The following is a 20,789-nucleotide window of genomic DNA, read 5'->3' as shown; positions in this document are numbered from 1 at the left end:
CATGCAGCTCGCGGTCTGGACCTACGAAGGACCGCCGCATGTCGGAGCGATGCGGGTCGCGACCGCGATGGAGCGGGTGCATTACGTGCTGCACGCGCCACAGGGCGACACCTACGCCGACCTGCTGTTCACCATGATCGAGCGGCGCGAGAAGCGCCCGCCGGTCACCTACACGACGTTCCAGGCGCGCGATCTCGGCAGCGACACGGCCGAACTGTTCCGCGCGGCACTCGCCGAGGCGCAGGCGCGGTTCCGGCCCGAGGCGATCCTGGTCGGCGCCTCCTGCACCGCTGAGCTGATCCAGGACGATCCGGGCGGGCTCGCGCGCACGGCGGGGCTCGACGTGCCGATCGTGCCGCTCGAGCTGCCGTCCTATTCCAAGAAGGAGAACTGGGGCGCGGCCGAAACGTTCTACCAGATCGTGCGCGCCTTCGCCGGACCGCACGCGCCGCCACCGGGCACCGAGCGGCCGGCGCGCCTGGCCGACCGCCGGCCGCGCTGCAACCTGCTCGGCCCGACCGCGCTCGGCTTCCGCCACCGCGATGATGTGCGCGAGATCACCCTCCTGCTCGCGCGGCTCGGCATCGATGTGCACGTGGTGGCCCCGCTCGGCGCTACCCCGGCCGACATCGCGCGACTCGGCGAGGCCGACTTCAACGTCGTGCTCTATCCCGAGATCGCCGGCCAGGCCGCGTCCTGGCTCGCCCGCAGCTTCGGCCAGAAGGCGACCCGGACCGTGCCGATCGGCGTCGGCGCGACGCGCGACTTCATCGCCGAGGTCGCGGCGCTGGCCGGCGTCGACCCGGTGCCCGTGCTCGACCACGAGACATCGCGCCTGCCGTGGTATTCCCGCTCGGTCGACAGCACGTATCTCACCGGCAAGCGCGTGTTCGTGTTCGGCGATGCGACACACGCCATCGCCGCCGCGCGGGTCGCGGCCGAGGAGATGGGCTTCACCGTGGTTGGCCTCGGCAGCTACTCGCGCGAGCTCGCCCGCGAGGTGCGCGAAGCGGCGAAGCGTCACGGCGTCGAGGCGCTGATCACCGACGACTACCTCGCAGTCGAGGAAGCGGTCGCCGCGCTCCAGCCCGAGCTTGTGCTCGGCACCCAGATGGAACGGCACATCGCCAAGAAGCACGGCATCCCCTGCGCCGTGATCTCCGCCCCGGTGCATGTGCAGGACTTCCCCGCGCGCTACTCCCCCGTCATGGGGTTCGAGGGCGCGAACGTGCTGTTCGATACGCTGGTGCATCCGCTGATGATGGGACTCGAGGAGCATCTGCTGGCGATGTTCCGCGACGATTTCGAGTTCCACGACGAAGCCGCGCCGTCCCACCTTGGCGCGACTGCCGCCGCCGCCCCGGCCGCCTCCTCCCCGGCCGTCGCGGCGGCGGCTCCTGTCCTCGAAGCCGCGCCGGTCTGGGCCGCCGATGCCGAGCGCGAGCTGCGCAAGGTCCCGTTCTTCGTACGCGGCAAGGCCCGCCGCAACACCGAGCGCTACGCCGCCGAGCGTGGCCTCGCCGCCATCACCGTCGAGACGCTGTACGATGCCAAGGCGCATTACGCCCGCTGACGCCACGCCGATCCGCGTGGTCGTGGTGACGATGGACAGTCACCTGACCGGCGCGGCCATGAGCGCGCGGGCGGTGCTGCGGCGTGAACTGCCTGGGTTGGAACTCGCCGTGCACGCCGCCGACGAGTGGGGGGCTGATCCGGCCGCGCTGGCCGCCTGCATCGCGGATATCGGCCGTGCCGACATCGTCGTGGCGACGATGCTGTTCCTCGACGATCACATCCGTGCCGTGTTGCCCGCGCTCACGGCCCGGCGCGACGCATGCGACGCCATGCTCTGCATGATGTCGGCCGGCGAAGTGGTGCGGCTGACACGGATCGGCCGGTTCTCGATGAGCGGTGAGGCGCGCGGGCCGCTCGCGCTGCTCAAGCGCCTGCGCGGCAAGTCCTCCGGCCACGGCTCCTCGGGCCAGGGCCAGATGACCATGCTGCGCCGCCTGCCGCAGCTCCTGCGCTTCATCCCCGGCACGGCGCAGGACGTGCGCGCCTACTTCCTGGCGTTGCAGTACTGGCTCGGCGGATCGCAGGAGAACATCGCCAACCTGGTGTGCATGCTGGTGCGGCGCTATGCGGCCGGTCCGCGCGCGGCACTTGGCGCGGCGCTAACCGTCGCCGCGCCCGTGCAGTACCCGGAGGTCGGTCTCTACCACCCCCGCGCGCGCGGCCGGATCACCGAGCGGCTCGCGGATCTGCCGAGCGAGGGCGCTGCGGGCACGGTGGGGGTTCTGCTGCTGCGCTCCTACCTGCTCGCTGGCAACACTGCGCATTACGACGGCGCGATCGCCGCGCTGGAGGCGAGGGGCCTCCGTGTCATTCCGGCCTTCGCCTCGGGGCTCGATGCGCGCCCGGCGATCGAACGCTTCTTCATGCAGGACGGCGCGCCGGCGATCGATGCGCTCGTCTCGCTGACCGGGTTCTCGCTGGTCGGCGGTCCGGCCTACAACGACGCACGCGCGGCCGAGGCGATCCTTGCCCGGCTCGATGTGCCCTACATCGCCGCGCATCCGCTGGAGTTCCAGACGGTCGAGCATTGGCAGGCCGATCCGCGCGGCCTGACGCCGGTCGAGGCGACCATGATGGTCGCGCTGCCCGAGCTCGACGGCGCGATCTGGCCCATGACCTTCGGCGGCCGGTCCTGGTCGGTCGAGGGCGAGGCGCGGCGTGACATGGCCTCGCACCCCGAGCGTGCATGCACGCTTGCCGCGCGCGTCGCGAAGCTGGTGTCGCTGCGCCGTACCGCGCGCGCCGAGCGCAAGGTCGCGCTCGTGCTGTTCAACTTTCCGCCCAATGCGGGTGCGACGGGCACCGCCGCGTATCTCTCGGTCTTCGCCTCGGCCTGGAACACGCTGCGCGCGATGCGCGATGCCGGCTACGCGGTCGAGCTTCCGGAGAATGCCGAGGTGCTCCGGCGCGTGATCTGCGAAGGCAATGCCGCGCGCCACGGCGCGCATGCCAATGTCGCGGCACGCATCCCGACCGATGATCATGTCCGCCGCGAGCCCTATCTCGCCGAGATCGAAGCGCAGTGGGGACCGGCGCCCGGCCACGCGCAATCCGACGGAGCATCGCTGTTCGTGCTCGGCGCACAGTTCGGCAATGTGTTCGTCGGCATCCAGCCCGCCTTCGGCTACGAGGGCGATCCGATGCGGCTGCTGTTCGAGCGCGGCTTCGCGCCGACGCACGCCTTCTCGGCGTTCTATCGCTGGCTGCGCGAGGATTTCGGCGCCGATGCGGTGCTTCATTTCGGCACCCATGGCGCGCTCGAATTCATGCCGGGCAAGCATGCGGGGCTCTCGGCGGCGTGCTGGCCCGATCGGCTGATCGGCGATCTGCCGAATCTCTATCTCTATGCATCGAACAACCCCTCCGAGGGGATGCTCGCGAAGCGGCGCGCGGGTGCGACACTGATCTCGTATCTCACGCCGCCGGTGGCCCATGCCGGGCTCTATCGCGGCCTGCTCGACCTCAAGGCATCGATCGATCGCTGGCGCGCTCAGGACCCCGACACCGACCCGAATGCGCGTCTGACGCTCGCGGGCGTGGTGCAGGCCCAGGCGGCCGCGGTCGACCTCGCGACCGCCGAACCACCCTGGGCCGATCCGGACGCCGAGATCGTCCGGCTGACGGATGCGCTGCTGGAACTGGAGTACACGCTGATCCCGCACGGGCTGCACGTGGTCGGCCAGCCACCCGATGCGGCCCAGCGGGCCGAACTGCTCGATGCGGCGAACGTCGCGGATCCCGCCGAGCGCGCACGGCTTGATGCGCTCCTGGCCGACGACACCGAGACGCGCGCGATCCTGCACGCGCTCGATGGCGGCTATGTCCGCCCCGCGCCCGGCGGCGACCTGCTGCGCACCACCGAGGTGCTGCCGACGGGGCGCAACCTGCATGGCTTCGATCCGTTCAAGATTCCCTCCGCCTTCGCGATGGCCGATGGCGCGCGCCAGGCGGAGAAGCTGCTCGCGCGCCACATCGCGGACGGCAACGCGCTCCCCGAGACGGTCGCGATCGTGCTCTGGGGCACCGACAACCTGAAGACCGAGGGCGGGCCGATCGCCCAGGCGCTCTGGCTGATGGGCGCCGAGCCCCGCCACGACAGCTACGGCCGGCTCGCCGGCGCGCAACTCGTGCCGCTCGACCGTCTCGGCCGGCCGCGCATCGATGTGATGGTCACGCTCTCGGGCATCTTCCGCGACCTCCTGCCGATGCAGACCAAGCTGCTCGCCGAGGCGGCGCTGCTGGCGGCCCAGGCCGACGAGCCCGAGGCGATGAACTTCATCCGCAAGCATGCGCTCGCCCATCTCGCCGAGCACGGCGGCACGATCGAGCAGGCGGCGCTGCGGGTGTTCGGCAATGCCGACGGCGCCTACGGGGCGAACGTGAACCACCTGCTGGAGACCGGCGCGTGGCAGGAGGAGGACGAGCTCGCCGAGGCCTATATCCGCCGCAAGGGCTTCGCCTATGGCGTCGATGGCCGGCCGATGCGCCAGGACGCGGTGCTGAGCGCGGTATTGGCGAAAGTGGACGTGACCTACCAGAACCTCGACAGCATCGAGGTCGGGCTCACCACGATCGATCAGTATTTCGACACGCTCGGCGGGATCAGCCGGGCGGTGAAGCGCGCGCGCGGGTCGGATGCGGCGGTCTATGTGGGCGATCAGACCCGCGGCGAGGGTCGCGTGCGCACGGTCGCCGAGCAGGTCGCGCTGGAGACGCGCACCCGCGCGCTGAACCCGAAATGGTTCGAGGCACTGCTCGCGCACGGCTACGAGGGCGTGCGCCAGATCGAGGCGCATGTGACCAACACGATGGGCTGGTCGGCCACCACGGGCCAGGTCGCGCCGTGGGTCTATGACCATCTCGCCGCGACCTTCATGCTCGACGATGCGATGCGCCAGCGGCTCGCGGCGCTGAATCCGACCGCCTCGGCGAAGATCGCCAACCGCCTGATCGAGGCGCACGAGCGCCGCTACTGGAGCCCCTCGGCGGAGGTGCTCGACCGCCTGCGCCAGGCCGGCGAGGAGCTCGAGGATCGGCTCGAAGGCATCATGGGAGCACCCGCATGACCGCGATCGACCTCGCGAGACCACGGGCGCGGCCCCGGCGCGCCGACGGCGACGGCTCGGTGCAGGTGCACGCCGATCCGACGCTGAAGATCGAGGGTGCCAAGGTGTTCGCGGTCTACGGCAAGGGCGGGATCGGCAAGAGCACCACCTCCTCGAATCTCTCGGTCGCCTTCGCCAAGCTCGGCCGGCGCGTGCTGCAGATCGGCTGCGACCCGAAGCACGACAGCACCTTCACGCTGACCAAGCAGCTCTGTCCGACCGTGATCGATGTGCTGGAAAGCGTGGACTTCCACACCGAGGAGCTCAGGCCGGAGGACTTCGTGTTCGAGGGCTATGCGGGCGTGCTCTGTGTCGAGGCGGGTGGGCCGCCGGCGGGGACGGGCTGCGGCGGCTACGTGGTCGGCCAGACGGTGAAGCTGCTCAAGGAGCATCACCTGCTGGAGGAGACCGATGTCGTCATCTTCGACGTTCTCGGCGACGTCGTGTGTGGCGGCTTCGCGAGCCCACTGCTGCATGCCGATCGTGGGCTGATCGTCGCCGCCAACGACTTCGACTCGATCTTCGCGATGAATCGGATCGTTGCCGCGATCGCGGCCAAGGCGAAGAACTATCCCGTGCGGCTCGGCGGCGTGATCGCCAACCGCTCGGATGCAACCGACCAGATCGAGAAGTACAACGACGCCTCGGGCATGAAGCTGCTCGCGCATCTTCCTTCGCTCGACGTGATCCGCCGCTCCCGCCTCAAGAAGGCCACGCTGTTCGAGATGGAGCCTTCGCCCGAGCTCGAGGCGGTGCAGCAGGAGTATCTGCGGCTGGCGGCAACCCTCTGGGCGGGCACCGAGCCCCTGGAGGCGCAGCCGCTGCGCGACCGCGAGATCTTCGACCTGCTGGGCTTCGACTGATGCCAAGCGCGACCTATCAGAGCCGCCGCGGCGAGCTGCTCACCTATTTCGACCGAACCGCGGTCGAGGCCTGGACGCGCCTGACATCCGATGCGCCGGTCTCGGGCATCCGCGCCACCGTGCGCGCCGGCCGGGACGCCATGCGGCGCACCCTGCTGTCGTGGTTGCCCGTCGATCTGCGCGGTACCCGCATCCTGGATGCCGGTTGCGGCACAGGCGCGCTCGCGATCGAGGCGGCGCGGCGCGGCGCCGAGGTGGTCGCGATCGACCTCTCGCCGACCCTGGTGGGGCTCGCGCACGAGCGCGCCGGCGATGATCACGGTGCGGGCCACGTCACCTGGCTCGTCGGTGACATGCTCGATCCCGCACTCGGAACGTTCGATCACGTCGTCGCGATGGACAGCCTGATCCACTACCGCGCGGCGGACGCGGTCGAGGCGGTCGCGGGGCTTGCGGCCCGGACCGGCGGGTCGATCCTGTTCACCTTCGCCCCGCGCACACCGCTGCTCGCGGCGATGCACGCGGCCGGATCCCTGTTCCCCAAGCGTGATCGTGCCCCCTCGATCGCACCGGTGGCGGACCGGCGCCTGCGGCATCTGCTGAGCGACGCGCCCGGCCTTGCCGGGTGGCAGGCCGCACGGACGCAGCGCATCGCTTCGGGTTTCTACACCAGCCAGGCGCTGGAGCTGGTACGCCGATGAGGCACCTCAACGCCACGCTCGCGCGAGGCTGGACGCGGGTCAGTACCCGCTTCCTGCCCTTCGCCGACGCGGCGAGCCCCGATCTGCCGCTGCCGCGCCTGCTCAGACTGTCGCTGTTCCAGGTCTCGGTCGGCATGTGCGCGGTGCTGCTGGTCGGCACGCTGAACCGGGTGATGATCGTCGAGCTCGGCGTCTCCGCCGGACTGGTCGCGACCATGGTGGCCCTGCCGCTGCTGTTCGCGCCGTTCCGTGCGCTGATCGGCTTCAAGTCCGACCACCATCGCTCGTTCCTCGGCTGGCGGCGCGTTCCCTATATCTGGTTCGGCACGCTGTTGCAGTTCGGCGGACTCGCGATCATGCCCTTCGCGCTGATCCTGCTGTCGGGCGACACGACGGGGCCGATGTGGGTCGGCCATGCCGGCGCGGCCGTGGCGTTCCTGCTGGTCGGCGCCGGGCTGCATACGGTGCAGACGGTCGGGCTCGCGCTCGCGACCGATCTCGCCCCGCGCGAGACGCAGCCGCGCGTGGTCGCGCTGATGTCGCTGATGCTGCTGATCGGGATGCTGGTCGCCGGCCTCGGCTTCGGCGCGCTGCTGCGCGACTTCAGCCAGCTTCGCCTGATCCAGGTGATCCAGGGCGCGGCGGTCGCCACCATGGTGCTGAACGTGATCGCGCTCTGGAAGCAGGAGGCGCGGAACCCGGAGCGCACGCGTCACGACCGCGAGATTCCCTCGTTCCGCGACAGCTGGCGCGAGCTCTGCGCCGAGCGGCAATGGGATCGCCGGCTGGTCGCGGTGGGTCTCGGCACGGGCGCCTTCGCAATGCAGGACATCCTGCTCGAACCCTATGGCGGCCAGATCCTCGGGCTCTCCGTGGGCACCACCACCACGCTCACCGCGCTGTTCGCGGCTGGCGGTGTCGCAGCCTTTGCGCTGGCCGCGCGCACGCTCGGCCGGGGCTTCGACCCGCATCGGCTGGCGGCACACGGCGCGCTCGCCGGAATCGTCGCCTTCGTGCTCGTGCTTGCCGCAGCGCCCTTCGACTCGCCGGCCTTCTTCGCCGCCGGCACCGCGCTGATCGGCTTCGGTGCCGGCCTGCTCACGGTCGGCATGCTGAGCGCCTGCATGGAGGCGGCACCCGAGGGCAAGGTCGGGCTCGCGCTCGGTGCCTGGGGCGCCGTGCAGGCGACCGCGGCCGGTGTGGCGATCGCGCTCGGCGGGCTGATCCGCGACGCCGTGGTCGCCCTCGCGGCATCGGGGCGTCTCGGCCCGGCGCTGACCGGGCCCGAGACCGGCTACGGCACGGTGTACGTCATCGAGATCGTGCTGCTGTTCGCAGCCCTCGCCGTGATCGGACCGCTCGTGCGTGCAGCACGCCCGGCGCCGGCACGGCCAACACGGCGGCTCGACGCACCCGCGTCACCCGCCAGCCTGAGAGCGAGGTGAGGTCATGGAAACCGGCGCCATCACTGGACACATCGATGTCGCACAGGTCGTGCTCTATGCGTTCTGGATCTTCTTCGCGTGCCTGGTGTTCTACCTGCTGCGCGAGAACAAGCGCGAGGGCTATCCGCTGGTGAGCGACCGTACCGACGGGCGTGTCGTCGTGCAGGGCTTCCCGGCGATGCCCGAGAAGAAGACGTTCCTGCTGCATGACGGCTCGACGGTCGTCCAGCCGCGGCCCGACAACGAGCCGCCACTCGCCGCCGCGCCGGTCTCGTCCGTCCCGGGGTCGCCGCTGACGCCGACCGGCGATCCGATGCAGGACGGTGTCGGGCCTGCCGCCTACGCGCTCCGCGCCGACGAGCCCGAGCGCACCTTCGACGACAACAGCCCGAAGATCGTGCCGCTGCGGGCCGCGCCCGGTTTCCACATCGATGCGGATGATCCCGACCCGCGCGGCATGGAGGTGGTCGCGGCCGATGGCAAGGTGGCCGGTACGTGCCGCGATGTCTGGGTCGACAAGTCGGAGGTGATCCTGCGCTATCTCGAAGCGGAGGTCGCGACACCGGCCGGGCCGCGCCAGGTGCTGGTGCCGATGACGCTGGTCACGATCAACGCGACCCGCCGCAAGGTGAACGTCGCCTCGGTGCTCGCGCGCCACTTCGCCGCCGCGCCCGGGCTGCGCAGCCCCGAGCAGATCACGATGCGCGAGGAGGATCGGATCTGCGCCTATTTCGGCGGCGGTAACATGTACGCGACACCCGATCGGCTGGGGCCGCTGCTGTGACCGCGCCCATCCTGCTCGAGCACGAAGCCGAGGAGATCCGCGGCATTCCCGGTCGACTGCCCGAGGGCGAGCGGCTGCTGTGGCAGGGCGCGCCGGCGTGGTGGCCGCTCGCGCTGCGTGCCTACCGGGTGCGCGCACTGGCGATCTACTTCACGGCTCTTGCAGCCTTGGGCTTCATCGCGGGTCTGCGCGACGGGCTCAGCGCCACGGACGCAGTGTACGGCCTTGTGCCGCTGATCCTGCTGGCGTTCACCGCGCTCGGCACCGTGACCCTGCTCGCCTGGCTCTCGGCGCGCGCGACGGTCTACTCCGTGACGACGCGGCGGGTGGTGATCCAGGGCGGGGCGGCGCTGCCGGTCAGCGTCAACCTGCCGTTCTCGGCGGTCGCCTCGGCCCAGGTGAAGCTGCACGGCGACGGCACCGGCGACATCGCGCTCGGCCTCGCCGCGCCGCATCGGGTATCCTATCTGCTGATGTGGCCGCATGTGCGTCCGTGGCGCTTCAGCGTGCCGGAGCCCAGCCTGCGTACGATCCGCGCGCCGGCCGAGGTGGCGCAGCTGCTGTCGCGCGCGCTCGCGGCCGCGGCCGGGATGCCGACCCCGGCCCAGCCGGCGCTCGACGTGGCCGGGCAGGGTGCGCGACACCCCGAACCCGCGGTGGCATGAGGAGCGCATGACCAGCCTGTCGCCCCGCCGTCTGATCGCGAACCCGCTGGTGGTGGGCGGGACGATGATCGCCGTGACGCTGGTCGGCGTGTTGGCCGCGGGCGGCTTCGATCAGCCGCAGGACAGGCCCGCTGGCGGGCCGGTGGCCGTGCGCGACCTGCGCTTCGAGGATCGGGCCGATGGCGGCGTTGCGATCCTCGATGCGCGCGCCGGCACGACGGTGAGCGAGATCGCGCCCGGCGAGGGGGGGTTCGTGCGGGCGACCCTGCGCGGGCTCGCGCGCGAGCGCAAGCGCGAGGAGCTCGGCCGCGAGACCCCGTTCCGCCTGACCGTCTGGGGCGACGGCAGGCTGACGCTGGAGGACCCCGCCACAGGACGGTTTGTCGATATCGGCGCCTTCGGTCAGACTCAGGTGGCAACCTTCGCGAGACTGGTCACGGCAGGGAGGAACACGCCATGATCATCGATCGCCTGCTCGGCCGACGAACGGTCGAGATCACATGCGAGGTCGATATCGAACAATCGCCCGACAGCCTGCACGCCTATGCGATTCCTGTCGGCATCGACATCAACCCGGGCGACACGGTCTATCTGCACGGCGTGCCGACCAGGATCGGCTACAACGAGCGTCGCACCATGACCTGCCGCGCGACTGTCGTGCGCGCGGGTTGGTTTGATCGCTGGAAGACCGAGATGGCGGCGATCTTCGAGCTCACCGAGCTCTACCATGTCGGTTTCGAACCGAAGGCGGCGGCACATGTATGACGTGACGCCCGCACCGGAGAAGGCGCTGAACGAGACGATCGCCGATGTCGCCGCGGAGCGCGCGACGGGGCGAAGGCCGGTCAACGAGACGACCAAGCTCGCGCTGCAGGACACGGTCCTGACGCCGCGCTTCTACACCACCGACTTCGACGCCATGGACAAGATGAGCGTCGCCCCGATCCGCGAGGACTGGGACCGGCTGATGGCCGAATTCGAGTCCGACCCGAACAAGGGACACTTCACGCGCACCGACGAGTTCGACGCGTTCCGGCTCGAGGACCTGCCGGAGGGGCTGCGCAAGGAATTCCTCGACTTCCTGGTGAGCTCCGTTACGGCCGAGTTCTCGGGCTGCGTGCTCTATGCCGAGATCAAGAAGCGCGCCTCCAACCCGGACATGAAGGCGCTGTTCGGCTACATGGCGCGCGACGAGAGCCGCCATGCCGGCTTCATCAACGACAGCCTGAAGGACTGTGGCGTCGGCGTCGATCTCTCGTTCCTGACCAAGGCGAAGAAGTACACCTACTTCAAGCCGAAGTTCATCTTCTACGCGACCTACCTGTCCGAGAAGATCGGCTACGCGCGCTACATCTCGATCTACCGCCAGCTGGAGAAGCACCCCGAGAACCGCATCCACCCGATCTTCAAGTGGTTCGAAAAGTGGTGCAACGACGAGTTCCGCCACGGCGAGGCCTTCGCGCTGCTGATGCGCGCCAACCCGGACATGCTCACCGGCCTCAACAAGCTGTGGGTTCGCTTCTTCCAGCTCGCCGTGTTCGCCACCATGTTCGTACGCGACCATGCGCGCCCCGAGTTCCACAAGGCGCTCGGCCTGGATCCGACCGAGTACGACATGCAGGTATTCCGCATCACGACGGAGGTCTCGAAGCAGGTCTTCCCGGTAACGCTGGACATCGACAATCCAGCGTTCCTGCGCGGTCTCGAGCGGATGTTCCGCATCACCGAGGCCATGGGCGAGGCCAAGAAGCAAGGCGGTTTCGGCGGCAGGCTGCGCCGCTTCGGACTCGGTCTTTCAGCTGCCGCGACCTTCCTCCGCCTTTACCTGCTGCCGGGCAAGCACGCGCCGCTGCCCGCACAGGTGCGGCTGAGCCCGGCCTGGTAGGCGTGCCGTGACCGCGAACGCGCTCGCCATCGCCGCCACGCTGTTCGCGTGGTGGTTCGGCACAGGCGCGATCTTCTGGCTGAACGGACTGCCGCGGCGGGCGCGGCGCAGGAGTGTGACAGCCGCGAGCGGGCTGCTGGTCGTGGCACTCGCCGGCATCGCGGCGACGGCCAGCGAGACGTCCGCCGGCGCGGTCTATCTCTCCTTCGCCTGCGGGCTGATGGTCTGGGCCTGGGTGGAACTCACCTTCCTCACCGGCCTGATCACTGGCCCGAACCGCGCTGCGGCACCGGCTGGCCTGTCGCTTGCCGCCCGGTTCCGCCTCGCGGTCGGGGCGATCCTCTGGCACGAACTCACCATCCTCGCGCTGACCGCGCTGGTATTCGCGCTTTCCTGGGGTGGGGCGACCATGACCGGCGCCTGGACCATGTTGCTGCTCTGGGCCATGCGAACCTCGACCAAGCTCAACATCTTTCTCGGCGTGCGCAACACCTATGCGGGGCTGCTGCCCGAGCACATGCGCTACCTCGCGAGCCACTTCAGTGCAGGCCGGATGAACCCGCTGTTCCCGCCGGCCTTCGCCGCGGCCCTGCTCGCCGCGGTGCTGCTGTTCGCCGCCGCCGCCGAGGCCTCACCCGTCGATGCCACGGCGCTGGCGATCCTCGGCACGCTCGCAGCACTCGGCGCGCTGGAGCATGCCTTCCTGGTGCTGCCGATCCGATCCGAGGCGCTCTGGTCCTGGAGCCTCGGCGGACGCGCCGGACATCTTCCCGACGAGCCGTCCCAACCCAGTTCCCACCGGCGGGCGCCGCTTGCCCGCGCCGTTGCACACACGGAGGCAACATGAACTACGAAGCCTTCTTCCGCTCCGCCCTCGATGGCCTCCGCCGGGAGGGGCGCTATCGCCACTTCGCCGATCTCGAGCGCCAGGCGGGCAAGTTCCCGCGGGCGACGCATCACCGCGCCAAGGGCACGGCCGAGGTCACCGTGTGGTGCTCCAACGACTATCTCGGCATGGGCCAGCACCCGGCGGTGCTCGCCGCGATGCACGAGGCGATCGACCGCTGCGGCGCGGGCGCGGGCGGCACCCGCAACATCGCCGGCACGAACCACTATCACGTCAAGCTTGAACAGGAACTTGCCGATCTGCACGGCAAGGAGGCCGCGCTGCTGTTCAACTCCGGCTACATGTCGAACTGGGCGACACTCTCGACGCTCGCCGCGCGGCTGCCCGGCTGCGTCGTGCTGTCGGATGCGCTGAACCACGCTTCGATGATCGAGGGCATCCGCCACTCCAAGGCCGAGCGGATCGTGTTCAAGCACAATGATCCCGAGGATCTGAACCGGCATCTCGCGGCGCTCGATCCAGAGCGGCCGAAGCTGGTCGCCTTCGAGAGCGTCTACTCGATGGACGGCGACATCGCGCCGATCGCCGAACTCTGCGATGTGGCCGAGGCGCACGGCGCGATGACCTATCTCGACGAGGTGCACGCGGTCGGGCTCTACGGCCCGCGCGGCGGCGGCATTTCGGAGCGCGACGGCGTGGCGCACCGTCTGACCGTGATCGAGGGCACGCTCGGCAAGGCCTTCGGTGTGGTCGGCGGCTACATCGCGGCCTCGGCGAACCTCATCGACTTCGTGCGCAGCTTCGCCTCGGGCTTCATCTTCACCACCGCGATCCCGCCCGCGGTCGCCGCCGGCGCGCGCGCCGCGATCCGCCATCTCAAGCGCTCCGCTGAGGAGCGCGCGCGCATGCACGCGAACGTGGCCGAACTCCGGCGCCGTCTCGATGCGATCGGCGTGCCGCACATGGCGAACCCGAGCCACATCGTTCCCGTGATGGTGGGCGACCCCGTGCAGTGCAAGCGGATCAGCGACATCCTGCTCGACCGCTACGCGATCTACGTGCAGCCGATCAACTACCCGACCGTGCCGCGCGGCACGGAACGGCTGCGCGTGACGCCCTCGCCTCTGCACAGCTCGGAGGACATGGATCATCTGGTCGATGCGCTCGCCGCGATCTGGTCGGACCTGCACCTGAAGCGCGCGGCCTGAGCCCTCCTTGCCCTACGACGCCGCCCGCACCGCAACCGTCGTGAGCGCCGCGCGCCGCGCGCCGTTCCCCTTCACCGCGATCGTCGGGCAGGAGGAGATGAAGCGTGCGCTGTTGATCGCCGCGGTCGATCCCACGATCGGTGGGGTGCTGGTGTTCGGCGATCGGGGCACGGGCAAGTCCACTGCGGTGCGGGCGCTTGCCGCGCTGCTGCCGCCGATGAAGGTGGTGCAGGGCTGCGCGTATGGCTGTGATCCGACCGCACCCGCAGGGCTTTGCCCCACGTGCGCCGGGGCCGCGTCATTCCGAACCGAGACCGTGCCGGTCCCGGTTGTGGATCTCCCGCTGGGCGCGACCGAGGATCGGGTGGTCGGCGCCCTCGATATCGAGCGCGCGCTCGGCGAGGGGGTGAAGGCGTTCGAGCCCGGGCTGCTCGCACGCGCCCATCGCGGCTTCCTCTACATCGACGAGGTGAACCTGCTGGAGGATCACCTGGTCGATCTGCTGCTCGATGTCGCGGCCTCGGGCGAGAACGTGGTCGAGCGGGAGGGTATCAGCATCCGCCACCCGGCGAGGTTCGTGCTGGTGGGCAGCGGCAACCCGGAGGAGGGCGAACTCCGCCCGCAGCTGCTCGATCGCTTCGGCCTCTCGGTCGAGGTGCGCACGCCGGACGATCTGCCGACGCGCATCGAGGTGGTGAAGCGCCGCGACGCCTATGAGCGCGACACGCAGGGCTTCGTTGCATCCTGGAGCAAGGCCGAGGCCAAGCTGCGCCGGCAGATCGTCGCGGCGCGCGCGCGTCTTGCCGATGTCGCGGTTGGCGACAGCGTACTCGAGAACGCCGCCCGGCTCTGCATGGCGCTCGGCACCGACGGGCTGCGTGGAGAGCTGACGCTGGTGCGTGCTGCGCGCGCGCTCGCCGCCCTCGCGGGCGAGACCGAGCTGGCCGTGGTGCATGTCCGCGCAGTGGCGGCCTCGGCGTTGCGGCATCGCCTGCGCCGCAACCCGCTGGATGAGACCGCCTCGACCACGCGGATCGAGCGCGCGCTCGGCGAACTGTTCGGACCTTGACGATGTCGGGCGGGGTGATCCCCTCGCCGATGTCGGATGCGCAGGCCGCAGCTGCGATCTTCGCGGTCGATCCGGTCGGCACGGGCGTGCTGCTGCGGGCGGGGCCTTGTCCCGCGCGCGATCGATGGCTCGCCGCGCTGCGCGCGCTCTGGCCCGCGCACACCCCGCTCCGTCGCGTGCCCCCGGCCGTGCCTGACGACCGTCTGCTCGGCGGTCTCGATCTGGCCGCGACCCTTGCCGCCGGCCGGCCGATCGCGGAGCGTGGCATTCTCGCGGCGAGCGACGGCGGCGCTCTGCTGCTCGCGATGGCCGATCGGCTGCCGCCCGGCACGGCGGCGCGGATCGCCGCGGCGATGGACGCCGGCGAAGTCGCGATGCAGCGCGACGGGATCGATCTGCGCCTGCCGTCACGCTTCGGCGTGATCGCGCTCGACGAGGGTCTTGCCGAGGACGAACGCGCACCGCCCGCGCTCGCCGAGCGGCTCGCGATCCATCTCACGCTCGAGGCCGGCACCCTGCCGTCGCCCGATCCTGGTACGGCGATCGACGAGGCGCGCGCGCATCTCGCGTCCGTCACGGCCGATTCGCAGGTGCTGCATGCGCTCTGTAGCGCAGCTGCCGCGCTCGGCATCGCATCCCTGCGGGCGCCGCTGCAGGCGGTTCGTGTCGCGCGCGCCGCGGCCGCTTTGGCGGGGCGCGATCGGGTCGATGAGGCGGATGTGGCGCTGGCGGCGCGGCTCGTGCTCGCACCCCGTGCGACGCGACTGCCGCTGCCCGACGAGCCGCCAGCCCATGCGCCGACCGCGCCTGACCCGTCACCACCGCCTGACGAGCAGCGCGCGAGGGAGGATGCGGTGCCGTTGGAGGATGTGGTCGTGGCGGCCGCAAGGGCGGCGATCCCCTCGGCCTTGCTCGCCGCCCTTCGGCTAGGCGAGGCGCCGCGCAGCGGCCCGCGTGCCGATGGGAAGGCCGGCGCGCAGCGACGTACGGTACGGCGTGGCCGTCCGGCCGGCACGCGTCTCGGCACGCTGCGCAGCGGCCAGCGTCTGGCCCTGGTCGAGACCTTACGCGCGGCGGCCCCGTGGCAGTCGCTGCGCCGGCTCGAAGCAGCAAATGCCGCGCGCCGCGTGATCGTGCGCCGCGACGATATCCGGCTGGTGCGTTTGAAGGCGCCATCGCTGACGACGACCATCTTCGCGGTCGATGCCTCCGGCTCAGCGGCGCTGGCCCGGCTCGCCGAGGCCAAGGGTGCGGTCGAGCTCCTGCTCGCCGACTGCTATGTGCGCCGCGACACGGTGGCGCTGATCGCCTTTCGCGGCCGCACGGCCGAGCTCGTGCTGCCACCGACCGGCTCGCTCGCGCGCGCGCGGCGCTGCCTCGCCGGGCTGCCTGGCGGCGGCGGCACGCCGCTCGCCGCAGCACTCGACATGATCGAGGGGGTCGCCGACAGCGTCGCCCGCAAGGGTCGGACACCGATCACCGTGCTGCTCACCGATGGCCGTGCCAACGTGGCCCGCGACGGCACGCCTGGACGTCCGCAGGCGGAGCAGGACGCGCTGGACGCGGCGCGTCGGCTGCGCGCGTCCGGCCGGGCCTGCCTGCTGATCGACACCGCACCACGACCGCAACCGACAGCGGAACGGATCGCGCGCGAGATGGGGGCGCGTTACCTCGCCCTGCCCTACGCCGACGCGACCGCGTTGAGCCATGCAGTACGCGCGGATATCGAGGCATCACGATGACGCGCTACCCGGACTGGGCGCATGACGGACGGGACTGGCCGAACCGGAGCGCGAGCCAATTCGTGCCCGCCGGCGGGATCGTCTGGCATGTCCAGGTGATGGGCGAAGGCCCGGCGATCCTGCTGCTGCACGGCACCGGGGCGGCGACGCATTCCTGGGCCGGCCTGCTGCCGCTGCTCGCGCGCCATTTCACCGTCATCGCGCCGGATCTGCCGGGTCACGGCTTCACCGAGGCGCCGGCCGAGGAGGGGTTCACCCTGCCGGGCATGGCGCGGCGTGTCGCCGCGCTGCTCGCCGCGCTTGGCCAGACGCCGGACGTCGCGGTCGGACACTCCGCCGGCGCCGCGGTGCTGGCGCGCATGACGCTGGACGGCATCCTGTCACCCCGCACGATCATCGCGCTGAACGGCGCGCTGGTGCCGATCCGCAACGGCCCGGGCGACCTGCCGTGGTTCTCGGGTCTCGCGCGCTTCATGGTGAGTCTGCCGGTCGTGCCGTGGTTCCTGTCCTGGCAGGCGGCTGACCGCGCGACGGTGGAACGGCTCCTGGCCGGAACCGGCTCGACACTCCCGCCTGCGAATGTCGACTTCTACACGCGGCTGCTGCGCCGCCCTGGGCACGTCGCCGCCGCCTTGAACATGATGGCGGCGTGGGACCTCGCGGGCCTCGCGCGCGACCTGCCCAGGCTCGCCGTGCCGCTCGTGCTGATGGTGGGCACCAACGACCGCACCGTCCCGCCGACGGATGCCGAGCGCGTGCGCACGCTGGTGCCGTCGGCGCGGATTGTTCGCTTGCCTGAGCTCGGTCATCTCGCCCACGAGGAGCGTCCGGATCTGGTGGCGGCGCTCATCGAGGAGACGGCCCTGGCGCCGGTCGACCGTTGACCACGCTGCGGATTCACTGGCACAGCATGTCAAGCTACCGTTACACTCAACGCTGATGTTGATATTGACAGACGCCCCGCCGCGTCCATCGCGGGCACCCGACACCCGGCCGCACGTGGTGGTGATCGGCAGCGGCTTTGGTGGGCTCGCTGCCGCGGTGCGGCTTGGCGCGCGCGGCTGGCGCGTCACCGTGCTGGAACGGCTGGATCAGCCGGGCGGCCGGGCGCGCGTGTTCCGCCAGGACGGCTTCACCTTCGACGCCGGTCCGACCATCGTCACGGCGCCGTTCCTGTTCGAGGAGCTCTGGGCGCTCGCCGGACGGCGCCTCGCCGACGACGTGACACTCGTGCCCTGCGATCCGTTCTACCGGATCCGCTTCGATGACGGCACGGTGTTCGCCTGCTCCGGCGATGCGGCGGCGATGCGCGCCGAGGTCGCGCGGCTGAGCCCGGCCGACCTCGACGGCTACGAGCGCTACATGCGGCTCTCGGCGGAGACCTGCCGCATCGGCTTCGAAGAGCTCGGGCATGTGCCGTTCGGCCGGTTCACCGACATGCTGCGTGTCGCCCCGGACCTGATCCGGCTGCGCGCCTGGCAAAGCGTGCACGCCACCGTCGCCCGCCACGTGCGCGATCCGCGCCTTCGCATCGCGCTCTCCTTCCACCCGCTGCTGATCGGCGGCAATCCCTTCGCAGCGAGTGCCGTCTACTGCCTGATCGCGGCCTTGGAGCGGCGCTGGGGCGTGCACTACGCGATGGGCGGCACGGGCGCGCTGGTCCGCGGGCTCGCCGGGCTGATTGCGCGCCAGGGCGGGACGCTCCGTTGCGGCGCGGAGGTTGCCGGCATCACCGTGCGCGATCGCCGCGCGACCGGCGTCCGCCTCGCCGATGGGGAAACGATCGCCGCGGAGATCGTCGTCTCGAACGCGGATTCCATGCACACCTATGCCCGGCTCGTTCCTGCCGGAGACCGCCGCCGCTGGACCGACCGCAAGCTCGCGCGGACGCGCACCTCGATGGGGCTGTTCGTCTGGTATTTCGGCACGCGCCGCCGCTACGACGAGGTCGGTCACCATACGATTCTGCTCGGACCGCGCTATCGCGACCTGCTCGCGGACATCTTCACGCGCAAGCGGCTCGCCACCGATGTCTCGATCTACCTCCACCGCCCGACCGCGACCGATCCGGCGCTCGCCCCGCCAGGCTGCGATGCGTTCTATGCCCTCGCTCCGGTGCCCAATCTCGACAGCGGAACCGACTGGGCAGCGGAGGCGGAACCGTTCCGACAGATGATCGCGCGCCGGCTTTCATCGACGCTGCTGCCCGGGTTGGAGCGCGAGGTCGTGACCTCGCGTGTGCTCACCCCGCGCGACTTCGCGGCCGATTATCTCGCGCCGCGCGGTGCCGGGTTCGGGTTGGAGCCGGTGCTCATGCAGAGCGCCTGGTTCCGCCCACACAATGTGAGCGAGGAGATCGCCGGCCTCTATCTGGTGGGCGCGGGTACGCACCCGGGCGCGGGGCTGCCCGGCGTGCTCTGTTCGGCCAAGGTGCTCGACACGGTGGTGCCCGATGTCGCTCCCGTCTGACGCACCAAGCCCCGCCGACATGGCCGCCTGCCGCGCGCTGCTGCGCGGCGGCTCACGGACCTTCTTCGCCGCCTCGCTGTTGCTGCCCGCGCGCGTGCGCGATCCCGCGTGCGCGATTTACGCGTTCTGCCGGCTTGCCGACGATGCGATCGATCTCGATGCCGATCCGGCCGCCGCGCTCGCCCGGCTGCATGATCGGCTGGATCGCGCCTACGCCGGCAGACCGCACGCAATCGCCGCCGACCGGGCCTTCGCCGAGGCGGTCGCGCACCACGCGATCCCGCGCGCGCTGCCGGAGGCGCTGCTCGATGGATTCCTGTGGGACGCCGAGATGCGCCGCTACCCCGACCTGGCCACGCTGCACGGTTATGCCGCGCGGGTCGCTGGGACCGTCGGTGTGATGATGGCGCTGCTGATGCGTTCGCGCGATCCGCACGTGCTGGCGCGCGCCTGCGATCTCGGCGTCGCCATGCAGCTGACCAACATCGTGCGCGATGTCGGCGAAGATGCCCGCGCGGGCCGTCTCTACCTGCCACTCGACTGGCTGGCGGCGGTGGGCGTCGATCCTGACGCGTTTCTTGCCGCGCCGCGCTTCACGCCGGCGCTCGGTACGGTGATCGCAGCTCTGCTCGCAGAAGCGGATCGGCTGTACCGGCGCGCCGAGGCCGGAATTGCACGTCTGCCGGCGTCCTGCCGGGCCGGAATCGGTGCCGCCCGCCTCATCTACGCCGAGATCGGCCGGGAAGTGGAGCGCCATGGCGGCAACTCGGTCGACCGTCGTGCCGTTGTGCCGACCCGACGCAAGCTTGCGCTGCTTGCTGCAAGCGCTGCCCGCACGGCCTCATGGTCGACGGCACGGCTCGACGACGAGCCCCTCCCCGCCACGCGATTCCTGGTCGAGGCCGCGCTGGCCGTTCCGCGGCATGGGCGTTCCCGGAATGACCTCGATTCGCGGATCGCTTGGCTCGTCGGCCTCTATGATCGGTTGGAGCGACGCGATCGCACTGGGCGCCTCGCCATGGCGCGCGTCGTCCGCTGAGGGTGGAGGGGAGATGCCCGGAGGGGACCGTTGACGAGACATCATCCGCAGGATGGAGACGCCCGTTGCGACACGTGATCGGCTTGGTGCTGTTCGCCGCCGGTATCGCCCTGATCTGGACAGCGGTGACACGACGCAACGCCATCATCGCCGAAACGCGTCGGCTCGAAGCGGCCGGACTCCCCGACCCCCGCGCTGCACTGCATTCGTCCCTGGCCGTGCTGGGCGATGTCGTGCCGCCGTTGATGATCGGCGCCCTTGCCATCATGGCGCTCAAGCTCGTGCTCGCCTACGTCCTGACCGGGGCGGATCGCTGGTTCTCACTGGTTGATCTGGCGGGGTTCCTGTTCCTGATCGGTGCCTGGTCCACGTGGCTCGTGCTGAAGACGCGCTACCGCTCCTTCCCTTCGCCATTGGTACAGAGTGTGACTCAGGATCCGACGACCGGCGCTCCAACGGTGAGCCGCAGCGGGGTGCGGGCCTGACCGGATCGGCACTGCAGGATTGATCCACCGCAACGCCTGATCGACGCGTGGCCGTTACAGCTTCTTTCCTGCATCCGGTCGGGGAGCGAACGTCATGCGGATTCTGTTGCTGTACCCAAACTACCACTCCGGCGGTGCGGAGATTGCCGGCAACGGTCCTGTCCCTGGCGGTGGTGTAGGTCCTGGGGGTGGTCATCGGCGGATCGCCGGTGAACCGCTCCGGTTTTGCCGGAGGCTCCAACTCCTGAGAGGGTGGAGGCTGCATGAGCAAGACGACGAACAAGTTCTCGCCTGAGGTCCGCGAGCGCGCGGTGCGGATGGTGCGGGATCACGAGCACGAGCATCCGTCGCGATGGGCGGCTGAGACGTCGATCGCGGGCAAGATCGGCTGTACGGCCTGGACGCTT

At 70.5% G+C, this 20,789-nt stretch carries 18 protein-coding genes and 1 pseudogene; all 19 read left to right on the top strand.

The features are described from left to right. The first annotated feature begins 1 nt into the window (after nucleotide 1). A complete protein-coding gene (gene bchB / locus F563_RS0117615) occupies nucleotides 2-1,573 on the top strand; it encodes a ferredoxin:protochlorophyllide reductase (ATP-dependent) subunit B (protein ID WP_019016012.1) in 1,572 nt (523 codons plus the stop codon). After that, nucleotides 1,548-5,141 carry a magnesium chelatase subunit H gene (locus tag F563_RS0117610; protein WP_026299684.1) on the top strand — a complete coding sequence of 1,198 codons (3,594 nt, stop codon included), beginning with the start codon at nucleotides 1,548-1,550 and terminating at the stop codon, nucleotides 5,139-5,141. Before bchB ends, F563_RS0117610 begins: the two co-directional genes overlap by 26 nt. Then, nucleotides 5,138-6,043, top strand: coding sequence for a ferredoxin:protochlorophyllide reductase (ATP-dependent) iron-sulfur ATP-binding protein (gene bchL, locus F563_RS0117605; protein ID WP_019016010.1), 906 nt, complete (start codon nucleotides 5,138-5,140; stop codon nucleotides 6,041-6,043). The genes F563_RS0117610 and bchL overlap by 4 nt, the downstream gene beginning before the upstream one ends. Further along, a complete protein-coding gene (gene bchM / locus F563_RS0117600) occupies nucleotides 6,043-6,744 on the top strand; it encodes a magnesium protoporphyrin IX methyltransferase (protein ID WP_019016009.1) in 702 nt (233 codons plus the stop codon). Before bchL ends, bchM begins: the two co-directional genes overlap by 1 nt. Then, the gene (locus F563_RS0117595) at nucleotides 6,741-8,189 is read left to right on the top strand and encodes a PucC family protein (RefSeq protein WP_019016008.1); all 1,449 of its coding nucleotides are present in this window, start codon (nucleotides 6,741-6,743) and stop codon (nucleotides 8,187-8,189) included. The genes bchM and F563_RS0117595 overlap by 4 nt, the downstream gene beginning before the upstream one ends. Before the next feature lie 4 nt (nucleotides 8,190-8,193). Further along, nucleotides 8,194-8,973, top strand: a complete 780-nt coding sequence (gene puhA / locus F563_RS0117590) for a photosynthetic reaction center subunit H (RefSeq protein WP_019016007.1) — start codon at nucleotides 8,194-8,196, stop codon at nucleotides 8,971-8,973. Next, entirely contained in the window at nucleotides 8,970-9,638 is a 669-nt protein-coding gene (gene puhB / locus F563_RS23140) for a photosynthetic complex putative assembly protein PuhB (RefSeq protein WP_019016006.1), read from the top strand. Before puhA ends, puhB begins: the two co-directional genes overlap by 4 nt. A gap of 7 nt (nucleotides 9,639-9,645) precedes the next feature. Beyond that, nucleotides 9,646-10,098, top strand: a complete 453-nt coding sequence (gene puhC, locus F563_RS0117580; protein WP_019016005.1) for a photosynthetic complex assembly protein PuhC — start codon at nucleotides 9,646-9,648, stop codon at nucleotides 10,096-10,098. Further along, nucleotides 10,095-10,403 (top strand): hypothetical protein, encoded by a 309-nt coding sequence (locus tag F563_RS0117575; protein WP_019016004.1) that lies wholly within the window; start codon nucleotides 10,095-10,097, stop codon nucleotides 10,401-10,403. The genes puhC and F563_RS0117575 overlap by 4 nt, the downstream gene beginning before the upstream one ends. Beyond that, nucleotides 10,396-11,523 (top strand): magnesium-protoporphyrin IX monomethyl ester (oxidative) cyclase, encoded by a 1,128-nt coding sequence (gene acsF, locus F563_RS0117570; protein ID WP_019016003.1) that lies wholly within the window; start codon nucleotides 10,396-10,398, stop codon nucleotides 11,521-11,523. Before F563_RS0117575 ends, acsF begins: the two co-directional genes overlap by 8 nt. 7 nt (nucleotides 11,524-11,530) lie before the next feature. Further along, nucleotides 11,531-12,370: a putative photosynthetic complex assembly protein PuhE gene (puhE, locus tag F563_RS23135; protein ID WP_019016002.1), complete on the top strand. Its 840-nt coding sequence runs from the start codon at nucleotides 11,531-11,533 to the stop codon at nucleotides 12,368-12,370. Further along, nucleotides 12,367-13,578 (top strand): 5-aminolevulinate synthase, encoded by a 1,212-nt coding sequence (hemA, locus tag F563_RS0117560; protein ID WP_019016001.1) that lies wholly within the window; start codon nucleotides 12,367-12,369, stop codon nucleotides 13,576-13,578. The genes puhE and hemA overlap by 4 nt, the downstream gene beginning before the upstream one ends. A 40-nt stretch (nucleotides 13,579-13,618) precedes the next feature. Beyond that, entirely contained in the window at nucleotides 13,619-14,647 is a 1,029-nt protein-coding gene (gene bchI, locus F563_RS0117555; protein WP_026299682.1) for a magnesium chelatase ATPase subunit I, read from the top strand. 2 nt (nucleotides 14,648-14,649) lie between these two features. After that, a complete protein-coding gene (locus F563_RS0117550; protein WP_019015999.1) occupies nucleotides 14,650-16,389 on the top strand; it encodes a magnesium chelatase subunit D in 1,740 nt (579 codons plus the stop codon). Next, nucleotides 16,386-17,273: an alpha/beta fold hydrolase BchO gene (gene bchO / locus F563_RS0117545; RefSeq protein WP_019015998.1), complete on the top strand. Its 888-nt coding sequence runs from the start codon at nucleotides 16,386-16,388 to the stop codon at nucleotides 17,271-17,273. Before F563_RS0117550 ends, bchO begins: the two co-directional genes overlap by 4 nt. Nucleotides 17,274-17,328: 55 nt before the next feature. Next, nucleotides 17,329-18,858: a phytoene desaturase gene (locus tag F563_RS0117540; RefSeq protein ID WP_026299681.1), complete on the top strand. Its 1,530-nt coding sequence runs from the start codon at nucleotides 17,329-17,331 to the stop codon at nucleotides 18,856-18,858. Nucleotides 18,859-18,877: 19 nt separating this feature from the next. After that, nucleotides 18,878-19,897, top strand: coding sequence for a phytoene/squalene synthase family protein (locus F563_RS0117535; RefSeq protein ID WP_019015996.1), 1,020 nt, complete (start codon nucleotides 18,878-18,880; stop codon nucleotides 19,895-19,897). 65 nt (nucleotides 19,898-19,962) lie between these two features. Continuing rightward, nucleotides 19,963-20,382, top strand: a complete 420-nt coding sequence (locus tag F563_RS0117530; protein ID WP_156825247.1) for a hypothetical protein — start codon at nucleotides 19,963-19,965, stop codon at nucleotides 20,380-20,382. Between the two features lie 263 nt (nucleotides 20,383-20,645). Beyond that, nucleotides 20,646-20,789: pseudogene (locus tag F563_RS23130) on the top strand (IS3 family transposase); the annotation flags it as partial.

It is taken from the genome of Elioraea tepidiphila DSM 17972, from assembly GCF_000378465.1.
GTDB classification, from domain to species: Bacteria; Pseudomonadota; Alphaproteobacteria; order Acetobacterales; family Acetobacteraceae; genus Elioraea; species Elioraea tepidiphila.
The sequence above is the reverse complement of the archived record's forward strand: the minus strand, read 5'-3'. Positions and strand labels throughout refer to the sequence as shown.